We start from the raw sequence: 15,945 nt of genomic DNA, 5'->3' as shown, positions 1-15,945 counted from the left end.
TTTGGCTCGAAGGATCACTCATATGCCAATTCCTCTGTTGCGACCGAAGCCCCAGTCGACGCCGCCGTCATCGCGCGCGACGCCGGAGACGTGGCGGCCGAGCTGCTTTTCGAGGGAGGGCGTCCAGGGCACGAGCTGAAAGCCGAGACCGTCGTCGATCATGGCGAAGCGCCCGGAGGCGAGCGTGAAGCGCTGGCGGTATGAGCCGGCGACGTACTCGCCGGGGGCGGCCTGGTTGAAGGTCTGGCCCGTCTCGGTGGCGAGCCGCTCGCCTAAGGCTTCGACCTCACGGCGCCGGAGCGTACCGATCAGGCCGTGGGAGAAGGTGATGCCCCGCGCCTGGCGCTCGGCGAGGCCCTGCTCGACGAGCTGCTCGGCCCGCCGGTCAAGCGCGTCGCGGACCTCGGCGCCGAACCCCGATTGGCCCAGCGCCACGGGATCGCGCGCGACCGCCTGCCGGTCGAGCCAGGTCGCGCCGCTGGCCGTCACCTGGTCCTCGATCGCGAGGTCCGACCGCACGGCCAGCGCCACGCGCCGGCGCCCCTGTGCGTCGTCGAACTTGCGAAGCTCGACGACGGAGCCTGGCGCGCTATCGCCCGTCGCGTCGAGGTCGGGGAATTTGATGTGGTGGGTGCGGCCGTCCACGCCGTCGATTACGGCATAGGCTGTGCCCTTCAGTTCGTCGTCCAGGCCGCGATCCACCATCCGGCCGATGACGGGTACGTCAAGGCTCTCGCCGGCCAGCACATAGCTCGCGGCCGCGCGTTCGATCCCGCGCTCTCGCAAGCCGCGATGGATGCGCTTGATGATGTCGCCGCGCTCGCCGAGTTCGCGGAGTGTGGTTTCGGCCGCCTCGTCCATCGTCCACTGGCCGGGCCCGAGCTGATGCGCGAGGCCGAGGCTCTCCAGATGCCGCAGCCGCCCGACCTTCAGCGGCTGGAACGGGTCGGGCTCCTGTCCCGGAGAGGGCGCGATATCGATGACACCCTGCCGGCCGGCATCGCGCATTAGCTGCCGGTCGAGCTGCGTCCATCGCTCGGCCTCGACCTGGCGTTCGAGCGCATGGCGGATGTCGATATCGCTGCGCAGCCCCAGCTCCTGTGTGACCAGGTCCTGAGCGCGGGCGCGCATCCCCTCCTTGATGTAGTCGCGGGAGATGACGAGGTCCTGGCCGTCCTCGGCGACGCCCCGCACGATGATATGGACGTGCGGGTGCTGGGTGTTCCAGTGATCGACGGCGACCCAATCGAGCTTGGTGCCGAGGTCCTTCTCCATCTGGCCGACCAGCTCGCGGGCGTAGCCCCTGAGGTCGGCCATCTCCGGCGCATCCTCCGGGCTGACGATGAAGCGGAAGTGGTGGCGGTCACCCTCACTCCGCTCTGCGAAGGCCTTGGGATCGGCGTCCTCGGTCTCCGGACCGAACAGCCTGGCCTTCTCCCCGTCCCGGGTGACGCCCTCGCGCCGGAGGTAGCCGAGATGAGCGCCAAGCGGCGCCGAGCGCGCGGTGTGGCGGACGACGCGCGCCTTGACCGTCACCAGGCGCGAGCGGCCCGTTAGCAGATGGTTCGCTCGGATGGCGGCGACACGGCCGCGGCCGAAGGTCGAGCGGTTGCCGCTCCGGAGCAGACCCTGCCGCGAGACGCCGCCGCCTCCGGCGCGCTGGGCGGCGGCGAGCGCCTGGGCGATGAAAGGCTTGGCCCGCTGGCTGCGCGAGGAGCGGATGCCACGCCGCCAAGGAAAGCGCACGCTGACGGTGATTTCGCCGCGAACGAAAGGCCGGCGGACGGCGCGATCATGGCTGCGGCCCCGATGCGGAAACGGGCACGAACAGACCGCCTGATTGCGGGGCGATGGCGGAGACATCGCGCACGGCAACGACGGCCGGCGTGGCGTTCGGCTGCTGCTTGGAGGTCTCGCCACGAGCCGATTCAGCGCTTGCCGACCGCGTGATGAAGAGCGGCGCTTGTGTCCAGGACGACGGATCGGAGGCCGCCACCAGGACAGGCCCATCGGTCACGCCGTCCCCGACAAAAGGGACGAGCGCCGCGACGTAGGCGACCGTCTCGGCCGGCAACGGACGGCGGCGATCGCGGTAGTCCTCGTATCGTCCAGGCCCAGCATTGTAGGCCGCGAGGAAGCCTGGTGATCCGTAGCGGTCGTGCATCTCGCGCAGGAAAGCCGCGCCGGCCAGGATGTTGTCGCGCGGATCGAACGCGTCGCGCCCAAGGCCATAGCGAGCGCGCAGCGAAGCCCAGGTTTCGGGCATGAGCTGCATCAGGCCCATCGCGCCCTTCGGGGAGATTGCACGACGATCGCCGCGGCTCTCGATACGCATGATCGCCCGTATCCATGCTGCCGGGATGGCGAACCGCTGTGCGGCCTCGGCGATCAACGCGGCATAGGGTTCGGTTGCAGCCTGCACTACGGCCGCTGCTGGCCGAGCGCGGACGGCGACCGTCGGCATGCCGATCGCCGTGGCGCTGGCGATGAGAAGAAGCGCGCGCCGCATTCGCTCAGTCCCGCTCGCTGCGCTTCGGCGGCCGGTTCCAGTTCAACACCCAGGCGGACTTGTCGTCGCCCGACTGGAAGAGATTGGCGCGGATCGGCTGTGCGAGTGCGGGATCGTCGATGACCAGCGAGACATACTCGCCTGCCTTCTCGCCCGTGCGCGTCCAACCCGCGCCGATCTCCGGACCCTCGCCATCGCCGAGGTGGATGCGGTAGTCGGGCGCATTCTCGGCATCGGAGGATTCGGCCGGTACGAGAGAGAGGTCGCGGTAGAAGAACAGCGTCTGGATGCGCCCGATGAAACCGGATTTATCGCGGGTGAACTGACCAATCTGCGCCATGGAAAGCCTCCGTTGTTGGCGGGTTGAGAAGCGGGTCAATCGGTGGCGGCGCGCCAGACGAAGCGGCCGTCACCGGCCTCGTCGGTCCACAAGGGGACCGCGCGGGCGATGATCGCGGTGGTGGGAAGTGGGCCGAAATAGCGGCCGTCCAGGCTGTCCGGGACGGTCGGATTCATGAGGAAGACATCGCTGGGGCCGAGCGTGTGGCAGCCGCTCCAACGCGGCAGGGGGCGGCCGAGATGATCGCGCTCACGCGCCGTGCCGACGGCGACGCGATCGACGGTGATGGCGTCGCCCACGCGGCACACGGTCTGTCCAGACAGCGCCATCACATGCTTCAGCAGCGGCACGCCCTTCGGCAGGAAGCCGCCATTAGCCAGGTAGCTGGCGATCGGTTCAGGCGCACGCACGGCGACCAGCTCGAGCGCATGGAGCCGTCCGGCCGGCCGGAGTGCATAGAGCCCGGTCGGCGTGCTCGCCGTGACGTTCCAGATCAGGCGCGGCGCCGGATGGAAGAACGCCAAGCCGATGAAGACGAGCATGGCGAAGTACGTCGTCATGACGTAGCCGAAGCGGGTCACGGCGTGACGCTCCTGCGCTTGAGCCACGCCGCATGCTGATCGCGCGCGTAGGGGTGCGGCTCATGGCCGGCGGCGAGGCGGTTGTGGAGGTGGCGCCAGTATTCCGGCGCGGCGTCTGCCGGATCGATGTCGAGGGCTTCGACCGCATCGATCGCCAGCAGCACGCGCTCGACCTTCGGCCAGCTATCGACGCGCAACAGGATCTCGCCGCCGGGGCTCACGAAGGGCAGCGTCTGGTACGGCGCGCCGGCTTCGACCGCACGCACGATATCCATGCGCGAAATGATGGTGCCGAAGTCATTCGACGCCCAGCGCACGAAGGCGAAGATACTGCCCGGCTTGAAGCTGGAGATGCTGCGGCGACGATCGAGGATCTTCTCCTCGGCACGCCGGCCGAAGCGCAGCCAGCGCTCGATCTTCTTCTCGATCCAGGTCAGCTCGACATGCGTGAGCGCAATGGCGGCGCGACTGGACAGCGGCGCGGCTTGCTGCGGCGACAGTGCGTTGTCGCTCATGATGGCTCTCCGGCGTCGTCGGGGAATTCGCGCACGAGGAGGTCGCGCAGCATGTCTGCGACGGTGACCCCGCGCCGGAAGGCCGCGACCTTGATGCGGCCACGCAGCGCTGGCGTGACGTCGATGGTGAGACGCGCGGTGAACGCCGAGGCGTCATCGGTGCGCCGCGCCGGGACTTCGGGCGCCTTGATCCAGCCCTCGGCGTCGCCTGGTCGCGCCACAAAGCCGCGCCTGGTGGGTCGCTCGTTCATGGCGCGATCCTCGCGACTTCCGCGGCGAGCGCGCTGATCTCCCGGGCCGCGGCGCTTTGCTCGGCCAGCTCGAAGACCAGGCGGCCCGATTGCGCGGCGTCGGCGAAGGCGACGCGCTGGCCGACCGTGCTGGCGAGCACCGGCGGATCGTGATCCGCCAGCGTCTCGGCGGTCTCGCGGGCGATCACCGTGCGGGCGCCGCAGCGGTTCAGCACGAAGCGGGCGGCGAGCTGCGGACGGTAGATGCGCGCCTCGCGCAGCAAGGCCAGCATCTCGGCCGAAGCCCAGCCATCGAGCGGTGACGGCTGCACGGGGATCAGCACCAGGTCGGCGGCGAGGAGCGCCGAGCGCATCAAGCCGGCGACGCGTGGCGGGCCGTCGATCACGACGTGGTCGGCGGTGCGGGCGATCTCGGGCGCTTCGCGATGGAGCGTGTCGCGCGCCAAGCCGACGACGCCGAACAACCGCGAGACGTTTTCCCGCGCCCGCTGCTGCGACCAATCGAGCGCCGAGCCCTGCGGGTCCGCATCGATCAGCGTGACGCGCTTGCCGTGCAACGCCAGCTCGCCGGCGAGGTGCAGCGCAAGCGTGGTCTTGCCGACGCCGCCTTTCTGATTGAGCAGAGCGATGATCATCGCTTCCCTCCCGGCGGCCGGCTGAAGGGCAGAGACGGCTGTCGTCCTGGCTGGTGTGAGGTCGGCGTGGCAGGGGTGGTGCGCTTATCCGCAGATCGCGCCGGCCAACTACAAGAGTTAGATTCTGAGTTAGACTCTAAGTTAAGGCCCGGAATCGCCGTTTCCGGCCAGAGCGTTAGCTGGGATTCGTGCGTGCGAAGTCCCGATAGGGCTGCGTGCGGAGTCCCGATACCGTTTGCGTGCGAAGTCCCGACCGCTTCCACAGCGCCATCCACAGGGACTGTGGATAAGTGAGCCGGCAGAATGCGCAGCAGCTCGCGCCGGCCCTGCCACTCGATGCGCAGGCTATAGCCGGGCAGCGGTTGGCGCGCGGCGATCCGCCGGATCTGGAGCGCGAAATCCGAGACGCGCACCAGGCTTCCGGACTTCTCGTGCAGATGGGCGATCTCGAACAGCCAACCCTTCGGCTGACGGCCGGCGTGCTTGCGGGCGACGCGGTAGAGCCAGCGCTCGATGCCTCCGGTCAGTCGGAAGTAGGCCGGATCGATCGCGAGAACGAGCGAGCGATCGATGACGCCGCGGTAAAACCAGTCGGGGAGGACGAACTCCATGCCCTCGACGCGGCCGTCGCGCGTCGTGCATTCCTCCCACTCGTTGATCCAGGAAAATTGGTGCCGCCGCCAATGCTCGCCGTTGCGGATCGTCGTGCGGATGACGGTCGATTGCAGGCGCGCGAGTGCGCCCTTCAGGAGCTTGTAATCGCGCGCGCCGGTCTGCCGGCCGATGGACGTCAGGAGCTGGTACGGCGTGAAACGCAGGAAGCGCGAGGTCTTGAAGCCGAGGTTTTCGGCCTCGACGATCTGGCTCGCCGCCCAGATCAGCACGTCGGCATCCCAGATGGTCGCCATACCGTGCTCAGGGACGGCATAGACTTCCACCCGCACGTCGCCGGCCTCGTAGAGGATCGGCGCGGTGCGCCTGGTCTTAGCGAGCGAGAAGAACGGTCGCTCCATCAGGTCGCGCTGATCGCGCGGGCTGGCGTCGCCCGTGGCGACCACGAACGGGTCGAGCTTGCTCCGTTCGCTGGCGGTAATGAGGCGGCGCGAGGACATCAGAGACCGCCTCAGCGCTGCGCGTGGCCGGCGGCGCGGGCCTCGACGTAACGGGGATCTGATGTCGAGCTGCAGGCGGCCTGATCAGCCCAGGCCTCGAGATCGCCGATGGCGTAGACGACGCGGCCGCCGAGTTTGCGGAAGGTCGGGCCGCTGCCGTGGCAGCGATATTTCTCCAGGGTGCGCGCCGAGATGCCGAGGAGGCGCGCCGCCTCGTGGGTTCGGACGTAGCGCGTGGAAAGCTGCGCGGACCTGTCGAGCATAGGGAGCCTCCGTCTTGCCTCGAAGCGCCGCGGCCAAATCGCGGCATGTCGGGGTGACGGTGGCGGAGAGTTCAGGCGTTGGGGGTGGACGAATATTTTGGTTGGCGCGTGTCCCCCCGTTTGAGACGGGGCGAACGGAAACGTCGCGGACATGGCCGTTGGCCAATGGTCCGAGCGGTGATAGCGATGCGTGGGGATGGATGGTGGCGCGCGTCAGAGACCGCGCAGGAGCTTCAGATAGCCCCTTTCGACGAGGGCGATCGAATCGTGGATCAGGCGGTTGGCTTTGCGGCGCGCGTGCGAATCCTTCCATTCGACAGAGGGAAGCTGGGCGTGGTCGGAGCTGAGTACTTCCGCCGCAATCTCGCGCGGGCCACCGCCGGCATCGTGAACGTCGAAGGCGTGGAGGAGTTGGATCAGTCGCCGTTTCTGGAAGGATGTGAGCCGCAGGGCGGTCGGGAGAAAGTTGAGGCGCTGGCCGCTAAGTCGCCGCGCGAAGCGTAGCGCGACGTCGAGTCGAAGCTCGAACATACCGTCGAGCGGCAGAAGCACGGCCGGGCGTCGCGTGGCTTGCTCATCTTGCAGGCGGATATGGAGTTCGCCCGAGCCGTCGACGATCACCAGTTCGCGGCCATCGGCGTCGGTGCGCTCGACGGGTGCAGGACTGAAGGCGCTCGTATCGAAGGATGTCGTCGTATCGAACCCGGATGGCGCCGGTTCAAGAATCAGCGTGGCCGGTGAGACTTCCGGTAGCCACAAGACGGGTTCGAGTCCGACTGGAGACGCGGGATCGTGGGCGAAAGCGCAACCCCCATCGCCGAGCGAGACTGACGTGGGCAGCCTCGGCATCGACGGAAGCGCGTGCGATCCGGCGCTGGGTCCGGACGAAGTCGCGGCGGTAATCAGGGTTGCGGCGCAAAAATTCGGCGGCAAAACCGGGACGTTCAAGGCAGTTCAGGCGATCAATCGTCTCCGGCGAGCGCCAATCCTCCGTGGGCATGGCGTTTCCTCTCGTTTTGTCCTCTCTCAAGGAGGGTCGCCACGATCCGGAAAAATCGCCCGCCAAAGTAGTCCTTAAGGTTGCATCGCGCGTGGCTGCGAGCCGTGGGAGTCCGGGACGAGAACTCACTGCATCCGGGGTTCAAGCAAGTGCCGATAGCCCGTCTCTGTCATCCAGCGGGCTCGCGCCAAGTGGCTGTCATGGACCGTTTTGGCACGAGCGGGCTCCTGCGCCGGGTCGAGGCCGAAGATGAACTGCACGACTTCGCGCCAGTCGGCGCCCTCTTCGTCTGCCATCAGCAATCGGAGATAGATCGCCAGATGTTGCTCGTCATAGGCGTTTAAGCGGTCGGTGTGCGGCGGCCGGTCCTGGAAGGACACCTCAGTCATTGCGATCCACCCCCTAGAGATCAAAGCAATGTGTTAGCCATTCATTTACCGCGAATTTTTGCAAGATTTGCGCAGCGAATACTTACGCCGCGATGCCTGGGGCGCATCACGTTGCTCGCGGAAGTGGCAAACTGACGCCTTCGCATGGTCGATGAATAACAACGGCATGTACGAATCGGAACGATCATTCCTGGAACGATAGTTCCTATGTCGGCTCCATCATCGCCATGGATCTTAAGGAGGTCATGGCGATCAATCTGCGTCGGTTGCGTCATGCGAAAGGGATGACGCAAGAGGAATTGGCCGAAAGGGCCGGGTTGAGCGCCCGGTACGTCGGAGGGATCGAACGCGCTGACGTCTCGGCGAGCGTGACGGTGCTGGGTCGGATCGCGGAGGCGCTCGAGGTGGAAGCCACCGAGCTGGTGCGCGCCGTACCTGTGAAGGCTCGGAAGAAGACCCCAATCGAGCCTTAAATTCCGTGACGAGCTTGGTTCACGTCTCGCGACGAAAGAATTCGACGGGGTCCGCCTCAAGGACCTCGGCGAGCTTCTCGAGCATGTCGACGGTCGCGGAGTGCTGTTCGCGCTCCAGCATGCCAACATAGTTGCGATTGATGCCCGCACGATCGGCAAGCTCCTCCTGCGACAGGCTTTTGGCATGTCTCAGTCTTCGCAGATTCGTCGCGACGATCTCCCGCAAGCTCATGCGGTGAGATCGCCGTGCCACCTAATATACTGCCACCTAGTAAACTAGGTATTCCGCCTGTTCAAGGATCGCCGCCGCCCTCGCGGGCAAGGGGATGCCCCGCCCGGACCGGCCGGACGGGGCATTAGATCAGTCGCCCCGGCGGCCGTTGGGGCGGGACCAGATCAGGCTGTAGCCCTCGCCCTCTTCGTCGTCGAAGAGGTTGGCGAAGATCGGGGCGGTGAAGCTCGGATCGTCGAGCTTGAGGCCCAGATAGTCGCGGCCCTCGTTGGAGCGCTTGGACCAGGCGGCACCGATTTCCACTCGGCCGACGTAGACGCGGTGGCTGGGGCTGTTGTCGGCGGTGCGGGCCGCTTCGGGGACGATCCGGACGTTCTTGGCCTGGACCGAGAGGGTGACGATTTCGCCGGTGAATTCGTTCGTGCCGGTCTTCTTGAAGGTGCCGATGGTGGCCATGGTATTTCTCCTTGAGTTCTGTTTCGAGCCCGCACCATTGCGGCCTCGATGGCGATCGGTTGGCCGGAGGCGATCGACGGCGCACCCCGGAGGGGCTCGACAGCAGAGGAGGGGCTTTCTTGTTTCGCGAGGAATGGCGGCGCAGCCGGCAGGGGAAGAAAGTTTTGACGCCGCTGTTGCGCCATAGGCGATCGAGGCTTCAGCCGTCCTTCGGCTAGATCAGCCCATTGAAGAGGCCGTTTGGTGCTCTCGATCTACAGAGGTGATTCAAGGAGAACCTGGCGACTGTCGCGCTGGAAACAGTCTGGCGCGCACGACTCCGGCAGATCGAGGCGATCTCCTTCAGGCGACCCGGCGCTTCCAGACCAGTGCGCCGCGATAGCAGACCGAGGCCGGTCAACGCCTTGTATGTCGGTGGAGAGCGAGAGCGGCGACGCTCGGTCCAATTTCCCTATGAGGATGCGAGCGGGCGATCGGCTACGATGATCTCGGGCTCCCGCCAGCCTCAGCCACCACCGATGACGAGGAGGCGCTGCGCAAGCCTGTCCGCGCCTGCCTCTCGCCGCTGGATCGATATCAGGTCCGCGCCATGCCCTTTCCGGCCAGTCCGGGTGTGGCCATTCCTGTGAACCGGAAGAACGCGGTAATCCCGACGGCGATCGCACCAATGACCGCGAAGATCGTCTGCCAAGTCGCGGACGGCATGGCCATGTGCGCGATCCCGTAGGTGGCGCTGTATCCAGCGACCACGGCGGGTGCGACGAAAAGCAGGATGATCAGGAGCCGCATCCAGGTCCAGGGCACGAAGCCCAGCGCGAACTGGCCGATACCGAACGTCGCCCCGCCGGCGACCAAGCCGACGAGGATGCCGCCGAGCACGCCGGCGCCGCTGTGGAACGCCCAGACGCCGAGCGTCAGGCCCACGAAGAAGGGCAAGGCGAATACAGCAAGGGTGAAGAGAAGCCAGCAGACGAAGCAAATGCCGGCGATGACGAGTAGTGGTCCAAAGATGATCATGGCGGCGGTCTCCGTGAGATAAAGGTCTGACGGTCGCGCCTTCCACCACCACCACGGCGCGGTCCTGAGTATAGCCGGAAATGGACCAGATCGGGAGCGGAATTCCTGTGGGAGTTCCGCTGCCCGGCTGCGCTGCAGATTGGCCCTCTCATCGCTGAATGATTGAGGGCGGCGCTTACGCGCCGCCGAATTTCCAGACCGGAATGCCGAGCTTCTTGGCCTTGTCGGCGAGGTTGTCCTGGATGCCCGTGCCGGGGAAGTACATCATTCCGATCGGCAGCGTCTCCACCATCGCATCGTTGCGCTTGAACGGCGCAGCCTTGGCGTGCTTCGTCCAGTCAGGCCTGAAGGCGATTTGCGGCACCTTGCGGTTATCGGCCCATTTGGCGGCGATCAGCTCCGCTCCCTTGGGCGATCCACCGTGCAGCAGCACCATGTCGGGGTGCTTGGCATGGACTTGGTCGAGCTTGGCCCAGATCAGGCGGTGATCGTTGAAGTCGAGCCCGCCGGTGAGCGCCACCTTCGGACCCGCCGGCAGGAGCACCTGGTTGTCGGCGCGCTTCTTCGCAGCCAGGAAGTCGCGGCTGTCGATCATCGCCGAGGTGAGGTTGCGATGGTTGACCTTCGACCCGTTGCGCGGCCGCCAGGCGGAGTAGGTGTGCTGCTCGAATTGGTCGGCGGCCTGGTCGCGCATCAGTTCGAAGGCGTTGCGTCGCTCGATCAGCGTCTGGCCTTCCGCCGTCAGTCGCTCCAGCTCGACGGACTTCACCTCACTGCCGTCCTGTTCCCGCTGGGAGCGCTGCTGCGCCAGCTCGTTGTCGTCGAGTTCGCGTTCGATCCGGTCGATGGCGCGATGAAAGACGTTCACCGTCGACCAGAGCAGGTCTTCGAGGTCGGGCTCGAGGCGTGTGTCGGCGAGCGCCACCACCAGGGCGTCGAAGATGTCGGAGATACTGCCCACGAGGATGTTCGCTTCGGGGAGCGGCCTCGGGTCGGGCTCGTCGTGGAAGGGGCGGTAGCCATAGAGCTGGAGTTCGTGGAGGACCTGGTCGGTCGAGGATGAGCTATGGTGCGGCTCAAAATCGTCGTCGTGGTCGGTGGTCATCGCAGGCTTCCTTCGTCGGATCGACCGCGCCCATCGCGGCTTTCATGGCGACGAAGGCGGCAGGCGACCGGACCTGCACCCGCAGCGCAGCGAAGGGCCGGAGCCTTGGCGGAGGACCGAAGGGGCCGACTATTTTGTCTCGCGATGGAAAGGCGGCCTCGGCCGCCGCCGGAAAATAGTCGGCGCACAAGGTTGCCGGTCCGAGCCGCTTGCTGCCCGATCGCCCTCTCAGAAGGCCGTGGGGGCGGTCCTCTCCGACTCACAAGGAAGCATGACCGCCGGCCTCGCCGTGACGACGCCGACGCGACTCCTCATTCCGTTCCGGCTATGCCGCCAGCTCCATGAAGCGAGCGACGTCCTGTGCCGCGATCTGCACCCGGCTGGTACCCCGAAGCGCATCGACACCGAGCAGCCGGAGATCCTCGTTGAAGTCGCCGAGCCGCGGCGAGATCACGATCGCCTCGATCCTGGCCTCCTGCGCCCGGCCGATCAACGTCGCCATCGCACCGTCGCCGGCAGGATCGTCGTCACGGGCGATGTAGAGCCGGCGAAGCGTGTCCGGGAACAGGATGGCGGAGAGGTGGGCGGCCGAGAGCGCCGCGACCATTGGCATGCTCGGCAAGACGCATCGGAGCGACAGCATCGTCTCGATGCCTTCGCCAGCCGCCATGACTTCGCCCGCCACGCCAAATCGAACGGCATTTCCGAGAAGGTCGCCCATCGCTCGTCGCGGTGTGTCGATCGGCGCCTTGCCGAGCGCCGCCTTGGAGAAGCCGCCCGGATCAAGCCAAGTGCGATGCGCCCCGGTCAGATGGCCAGAGAGATCGGTGACGGAAGCGATCATCGCCGGCCAAGTTTCGGTCGGGCTATCGTCGTCGGGCCGATAGTAGCAGCGCGGGTGGAAGCGCAGGCTTGCGGTTCCGTGCAAAGCCGTAATGCCGCGATTACGGAGATACGTTTCTACGAGAGTCCGGGAAATCGGCTGCGACATGCCGAACAGTCGGCGTGACGCTTCCGGTGATCCGGTTGGGGCACTAGGTCCGCGCGCTCGGGATTGAGCGGGCTCTGGCTCGGGGTGCGGGAGGCTGAGGAACGAACGCGCCTCATCGGCGACGTCCTTGAAGTCGATCAGACCACAGCTTTCCCGGATGACGTCGAGCAGGTCGCCATGCTCGCCGGTGGCGGCGTCGGTCCATTTGCCCGCCGGCCCTTTCGCCGTGTCCTTGAGCCGCACGAACATCGAACGGCCAGCGACGTTGCGGGCGTCGCCGACAAGCCAATAGCCGCCTTCACGCCGCCCCGCGGAGAGGTAATGGCGGCACACGGCCTCGGCCTGCCGACCTAATCGCCGTGCGAGATCATGCGCGGTGTTGCTCATGATGGTCCTCGAAAAGAAAAGGCCCGCAGCCCAGGTCCCCGAAGCCTGCTCCGTGGGGTGGTCCGGGCGGCGGGCCTCGTTGCAGTCGGCAGCTATTCGGCCGCGATCATCGGCTCGCCGGCGTCATCATTCTGTGCGACCGGCTCGTCCTCGTCCTCCGGCAGTTTTTCGCTGGACTGCTCTGCAGTTTCCTCGGCCGCAGATTCCGTGGTTGGTTCGGCCTCAATGACGCTGCCCGGTGTGCGGAGTGGCTCGGGCAGCCAGCCGGTGTCGGCCAGAAGCGTTTCCGCCTCGGCCGCCATGTCACCCTTCTTGAGATGCTCGATCCGATCGGCGGCGCGCTGCCCCTTCGCCTGGGAAACCGCCTGAAGGATGCGAGCCTTCGTCACCCGGCCGAGGAAGTTGTCCACGGTCGGCTTCCACCCGCCCGTCGCCATGTCGAGATCAACCGCTTGCGCCAGCCGATCGGCATGGGCCACCGAACGGGGCCGCCGGTTCCAGGGCTCGTACACCGCGTTGACCGAGAGGCTGACGATGTGGGCGAACAGGCCCGCTTGGCTGTCGCGATCCCATTCCTGCAAGGCGTCCCAGAGATCGGCCGATTCCTTGGGAAGTGCCTTCGACCAGCTCTCGTGCCGCGCGCGGATCGCCTCGGCCGATGCGCTGTCGTTGAGGCCCGGCGCCTGCGTCCCGAAGCTGACGCTCTTTAGATCGAGTTCGAGGCAGCTATCCGAGCCATAGTGGTAGAAGGTCTTCAACGTCAGAACGTGCAGGGCCGCGATGAAGGCGACGTCCGGACGCTCGCCAAGCGCGTGGCGCAGGCCGAGCGTCCGGTGCGAGGTCAGCTCCGTCATCAGCCGGTCGGAGATGGGCGAGAGACCCTCGTCCTCCTCCAGCTCGGCGTCGGGCTCCGCCGTCACGACGGCCTCATCGCCCTCGTAGCTGGCGGCTGTCGCGCGTTCGTCGTCACCGTCCGCGTCCGTCTCTGACGCAGGCTCGGCCGGCAACTCATCTTCCGGCCGGACATAGCCGCGCTCGACGCGAAGCTGGCCGTCGGCGCCGATGCTGACGAAAGCGCCGGCACGCGCGATCTCGGCGGCGTCGAACACCACGGGACGGTCGTCGAAACCCTCGATCAGCGTCTCCAGCTCCGACAAGCGCTCATCTACTTCATCCGGAAGCTCGTCGGCGTCCTGATATTCCTTGGACAGCCGGTCGAACTCGGCCTGGAGCGCGTCCCGGGTGGCCTCTTCCTCGGCCGTTAGCGCGACGGCCTCGCCACGAAGCTGGCGCAGGCCGAAGGCGTGGCCGTAGGCGAAGTCGGGCGCGACCTCGATCCACTTCCAGCCTTCGACGGCGATCGCCTCGGCGTCCGCCTTCAGCTTCTCGGCGACCATCTGGTCGATCAGCGGAACATTCTGCAGCCAGCCGCCATCATCGCCCTGGAACAGGTCGCGCAGCACCGTGCCGCCCGCCGCGACATAGGCGTCGAGGCCGATGAGCTGCGCCCGCTTGTCGGAGGCGCGGACCGCGCCTTCGGTCAGCATGCGGCGGATAACGTAGGGCTGCTTGTCGTAGGACGCCTTCAGCCGCTCGAACACCTGCTCCTGGCGCTCGTGGTCACCGGAGACGGTGAAGGCCATGAGCTGGTCGAGCGTCATGCCGTCCTCGGCATAGATGTCGAGCAGCGCCGGCGAGACCGACGCGAGCTTCAGCCGCTGCTTCACGACATTGACCGAGACGAAGAAGGCGGCGGCGATCTCTTCTTCGAACTGACCCTTTTCGCGCAGCGCCAGGAAGGCCCGGAATTGGTCAAGCGGATGCAGTGGTGCACGCTGGACGTTCTCGGCGAGCGAGTCCTCCTCGGCGATGCCGCTGTCGCGGACGATGCAGGGCACCGGCGCGGTCTTGGCGAGACGCTTCTGCTTCACGAGCAGCTCCGGCGCCCGGTAGCGCCGGCCACCGGCCGGGATCTCGAACATGCCGGTCTCGCCGCCGTCCGGATCGAGGACCGCCCGCACACTCAGGCCCTGCAGCAGGCCGCGGCGGGCGATGTCGTCGGCCAGCTCCTCGACCGAGACACCGGCCTTCACGCGCCGGACGTTCGACTGGGAGAGCAAGAGCTTGTTGAAGGGGATGTCGCGCGAGGGCGAGAGGGTGATCTTCTGAACAGGGGTAGCCATCGGGATGTACTCCGCGACGAGCGCCGAAAGCCTCTCTCTCGGCATCAACTCGTCACGAAGCGCAGCGCCGCCCTCTCACTCTAGAGGGCAGCGCCGCATAACCGACGACTTCCAATTAGCGCACCTTCGACTCCCAATTAGCCGGCATCGGCTGAAGGCCGGAGACACGCTTTCCGTATCTCCGGCTTTCCGGGAGTCAGGCCGCCCGGTCGAGCAGCTTCTTGGCCCGCGCCTCGAGATCGAGCCGCGCGTCCTGCTGGGTCTTATCCCGCGCGACGGCTGTGATGCCCTGCACGAAGTCGAAGACGCTCTCGGGCTTGCGGCCTTCCTCGGCCAAGACGGTCTCGATGATCTTCGCCGTCGCGGCCTTGGAGAAACCGCGCTGGCGCAGGAAGTCGCTGCGGTCCTCGTCGGAGCGGGCGACGATCTTTTCCCGCGCCGCTCTGATGCCGTTGACGAAGGGGAGCGGCGAGGAATTGGCGAAGCGGGTCAGCGCCGGCGCCGCCTCATGCGCGAAGCGGGAAGCGGCGTATTTCGAGTGGCGGATGGTGATCTCCTCGAAATCTTCGACGCCCCAGAGATTGCGATTCTGGCAGACGGCGCGGAGGTAGAAGCTCGCCATGCCGAGCGTCTTCGCGCCCACCTCGGAATTCCAGCAATAGAAGCCGCGGAAGTAAAGGTCGGGCGAGCCATCCGGCAGCCGGCCGGCCTCGATCGGATTGAGATCGTCGACCAGGAAGAGGAAGACGTCGCGATCGGACGCGTAGAGCGTCGTCGTGTCCTGCGTGACGTCGACGCGCGGATTGTATCTGCCCGTTGACCAGTCGAGCACGCCTGGGACCTTCCAGCGCGTGTCGCCCGTGCCATTGCCGGCGATGCGCTGAACGGCCGAGACCAGCTCGTGGTCGAAGATGCGGCCGTAGTCGGGCCCGGTGACGGCGCGCAGCTCGACGCGACCATCCTCGATCTCGAGCGTCTTCACCTGCTCGGCGCGATGGGACGTCAGGCCGTATTGCAGATTGATACCGGCCAGCGGTGCCGGAAGCTGCCGCAGATAGGCCGCTGGCGCTCCGATCAGGCCGGCAAGCTGACCGAAGCTCCAATGGGTCGGCGCGATCGGCGCATCCGAGCCGGGCAGCATCAGCGCCAGGCGTTCGGCATCGTCGCGGCTCGCCTCGACCCGGATCGCCGCGCTCTCGACGGTTCGGGTGCGGCTCCGCTCTGTCCGGCCACGGACGGCGGCGTAGAGGTCCGACAGGGACAGGTAACGCTCGTCCGCCGGCCGCGAGAACCATTCCGACGATACACGGCCGATCCGCTCGCCGCGGCTCACATCCACCTTGTAGCCGCCAGCGCGGTCGCGAGCGGCGTCCAGAATCTCCACATGGGTCATGGCTAGTCTCCATGACGGGCGCCGGAGGCCTCTCCTCCAGCCCTCAACCCGTCACGGCGAAGCCGGTCCGTCCTCTCACTCTAATAGGGGCGTTGCGGGGATTTCCCCGCAGA

At 66.6% G+C, this 15,945-nt stretch carries 20 protein-coding genes; 1 reads left to right on the top strand and 19 read right to left on the bottom strand.

All coding sequences use genetic code 11. The features are described 5' to 3' along the window. Window positions 1-18: 18 nt before the first annotated feature. From QJT78_RS30280 to QJT78_RS30225, 12 genes are all read right to left on the bottom strand, one after another. Window positions 19-1,746: a VirD2 family relaxase/mobilization nuclease gene (locus QJT78_RS30280; RefSeq protein ID WP_240537650.1), complete on the bottom strand. Its 1,728-nt coding sequence runs from the start codon at window positions 1,744-1,746 to the stop codon at window positions 19-21. A 46-nt stretch (window positions 1,747-1,792) separates the two neighbouring features. After that, entirely contained in the window at window positions 1,793-2,509 is a 717-nt protein-coding gene (locus tag QJT78_RS30275; protein WP_038943901.1) for a lytic transglycosylase domain-containing protein, read from the bottom strand. A gap of 4 nt (window positions 2,510-2,513) precedes the next feature. After that, window positions 2,514-2,849: a DUF736 domain-containing protein gene (locus tag QJT78_RS30270; protein ID WP_038943900.1), complete on the bottom strand. Its 336-nt coding sequence runs from the start codon at window positions 2,847-2,849 to the stop codon at window positions 2,514-2,516. A gap of 35 nt (window positions 2,850-2,884) precedes the next feature. After that, window positions 2,885-3,430 carry a S26 family signal peptidase gene (locus QJT78_RS30265; RefSeq protein ID WP_038976194.1) on the bottom strand — a complete coding sequence of 182 codons (546 nt, stop codon included), beginning with the start codon at window positions 3,428-3,430 and terminating at the stop codon, window positions 2,885-2,887. After that, entirely contained in the window at window positions 3,427-3,945 is a 519-nt protein-coding gene (locus QJT78_RS30260; protein WP_038943897.1) for a DUF2840 domain-containing protein, read from the bottom strand. The genes QJT78_RS30265 and QJT78_RS30260 overlap by 4 nt, the downstream gene beginning before the upstream one ends. Further along, entirely contained in the window at window positions 3,942-4,196 is a 255-nt protein-coding gene (locus QJT78_RS30255; protein WP_038943896.1) for a hypothetical protein, read from the bottom strand. Before QJT78_RS30255 ends, QJT78_RS30260 begins: the two co-directional genes overlap by 4 nt. Continuing rightward, window positions 4,193-4,831, bottom strand: a complete 639-nt coding sequence (parA, locus tag QJT78_RS30250) for a ParA family partition ATPase (protein WP_038943895.1) — start codon at window positions 4,829-4,831, stop codon at window positions 4,193-4,195. Before parA ends, QJT78_RS30255 begins: the two co-directional genes overlap by 4 nt. Continuing rightward, a complete protein-coding gene (locus QJT78_RS30245) occupies window positions 4,828-5,943 on the bottom strand; it encodes a replication initiator protein A (RefSeq protein WP_212490985.1) in 1,116 nt (371 codons plus the stop codon). Before QJT78_RS30245 ends, parA begins: the two co-directional genes overlap by 4 nt. An 11-nt stretch (window positions 5,944-5,954) precedes the next feature. Further along, window positions 5,955-6,206 carry a helix-turn-helix domain-containing protein gene (locus tag QJT78_RS30240; RefSeq protein WP_038943893.1) on the bottom strand — a complete coding sequence of 84 codons (252 nt, stop codon included), beginning with the start codon at window positions 6,204-6,206 and terminating at the stop codon, window positions 5,955-5,957. Window positions 6,207-6,419: 213 nt separating this feature from the next. After that, entirely contained in the window at window positions 6,420-6,965 is a 546-nt protein-coding gene (locus QJT78_RS30235) for a DUF2285 domain-containing protein (protein WP_240537649.1), read from the bottom strand. Further along, window positions 6,925-7,206 carry a DUF6499 domain-containing protein gene (locus tag QJT78_RS30230; protein WP_240537648.1) on the bottom strand — a complete coding sequence of 94 codons (282 nt, stop codon included), beginning with the start codon at window positions 7,204-7,206 and terminating at the stop codon, window positions 6,925-6,927. Before QJT78_RS30230 ends, QJT78_RS30235 begins: the two co-directional genes overlap by 41 nt. 125 nt (window positions 7,207-7,331) lie before the next feature. Further along, window positions 7,332-7,595 carry a DUF2285 domain-containing protein gene (locus QJT78_RS30225; protein ID WP_038943891.1) on the bottom strand — a complete coding sequence of 88 codons (264 nt, stop codon included), beginning with the start codon at window positions 7,593-7,595 and terminating at the stop codon, window positions 7,332-7,334. Between the two features lie 227 nt (window positions 7,596-7,822). Between QJT78_RS30225 and QJT78_RS30220 the strand changes: the two genes are divergently transcribed. Continuing rightward, the gene (locus QJT78_RS30220; protein ID WP_038943890.1) at window positions 7,823-8,068 is read left to right on the top strand and encodes a helix-turn-helix transcriptional regulator; all 246 of its coding nucleotides are present in this window, start codon (window positions 7,823-7,825) and stop codon (window positions 8,066-8,068) included. A 19-nt stretch (window positions 8,069-8,087) separates the two neighbouring features. Here the strand turns inward: QJT78_RS30220 and QJT78_RS30215 are convergent, their stop codons facing one another. The 7 genes from QJT78_RS30215 to QJT78_RS30185 form a co-directional block, all read right to left on the bottom strand. Next, window positions 8,088-8,300: a helix-turn-helix transcriptional regulator gene (locus QJT78_RS30215; RefSeq protein WP_038943889.1), complete on the bottom strand. Its 213-nt coding sequence runs from the start codon at window positions 8,298-8,300 to the stop codon at window positions 8,088-8,090. A gap of 129 nt (window positions 8,301-8,429) precedes the next feature. Further along, window positions 8,430-8,756 carry a DUF736 domain-containing protein gene (locus QJT78_RS30210; protein ID WP_038943888.1) on the bottom strand — a complete coding sequence of 109 codons (327 nt, stop codon included), beginning with the start codon at window positions 8,754-8,756 and terminating at the stop codon, window positions 8,430-8,432. A gap of 576 nt (window positions 8,757-9,332) precedes the next feature. After that, a complete protein-coding gene (locus QJT78_RS30205; RefSeq protein WP_038943887.1) occupies window positions 9,333-9,773 on the bottom strand; it encodes a hypothetical protein in 441 nt (146 codons plus the stop codon). A gap of 175 nt (window positions 9,774-9,948) precedes the next feature. Further along, complete coding sequence (locus QJT78_RS30200; protein ID WP_038943886.1) at window positions 9,949-10,878, bottom strand: DUF2493 domain-containing protein; 930 nt, start codon at window positions 10,876-10,878, stop codon at window positions 9,949-9,951. A gap of 325 nt (window positions 10,879-11,203) precedes the next feature. Next, entirely contained in the window at window positions 11,204-12,256 is a 1,053-nt protein-coding gene (locus tag QJT78_RS30195) for a toprim domain-containing protein (protein ID WP_038943885.1), read from the bottom strand. Window positions 12,257-12,348: 92 nt separating this feature from the next. Beyond that, window positions 12,349-14,439: a ParB/RepB/Spo0J family partition protein gene (locus tag QJT78_RS30190; RefSeq protein ID WP_212490983.1), complete on the bottom strand. Its 2,091-nt coding sequence runs from the start codon at window positions 14,437-14,439 to the stop codon at window positions 12,349-12,351. Window positions 14,440-14,635: 196 nt separating this feature from the next. After that, window positions 14,636-15,832: a DUF932 domain-containing protein gene (locus QJT78_RS30185; protein WP_212490982.1), complete on the bottom strand. Its 1,197-nt coding sequence runs from the start codon at window positions 15,830-15,832 to the stop codon at window positions 14,636-14,638. Window positions 15,833-15,945: the final 113 nt, after the last annotated feature.

This window comes from Bradyrhizobium sp. Mp27 (assembly GCF_029953005.1).
In the GTDB taxonomy this organism is placed as follows: Bacteria; Pseudomonadota; Alphaproteobacteria; order Rhizobiales; family Xanthobacteraceae; genus Bradyrhizobium; species Bradyrhizobium barranii.
The sequence above is the reverse complement of the archived record's forward strand: the minus strand, read 5'-3'. Positions and strand labels throughout refer to the sequence as shown.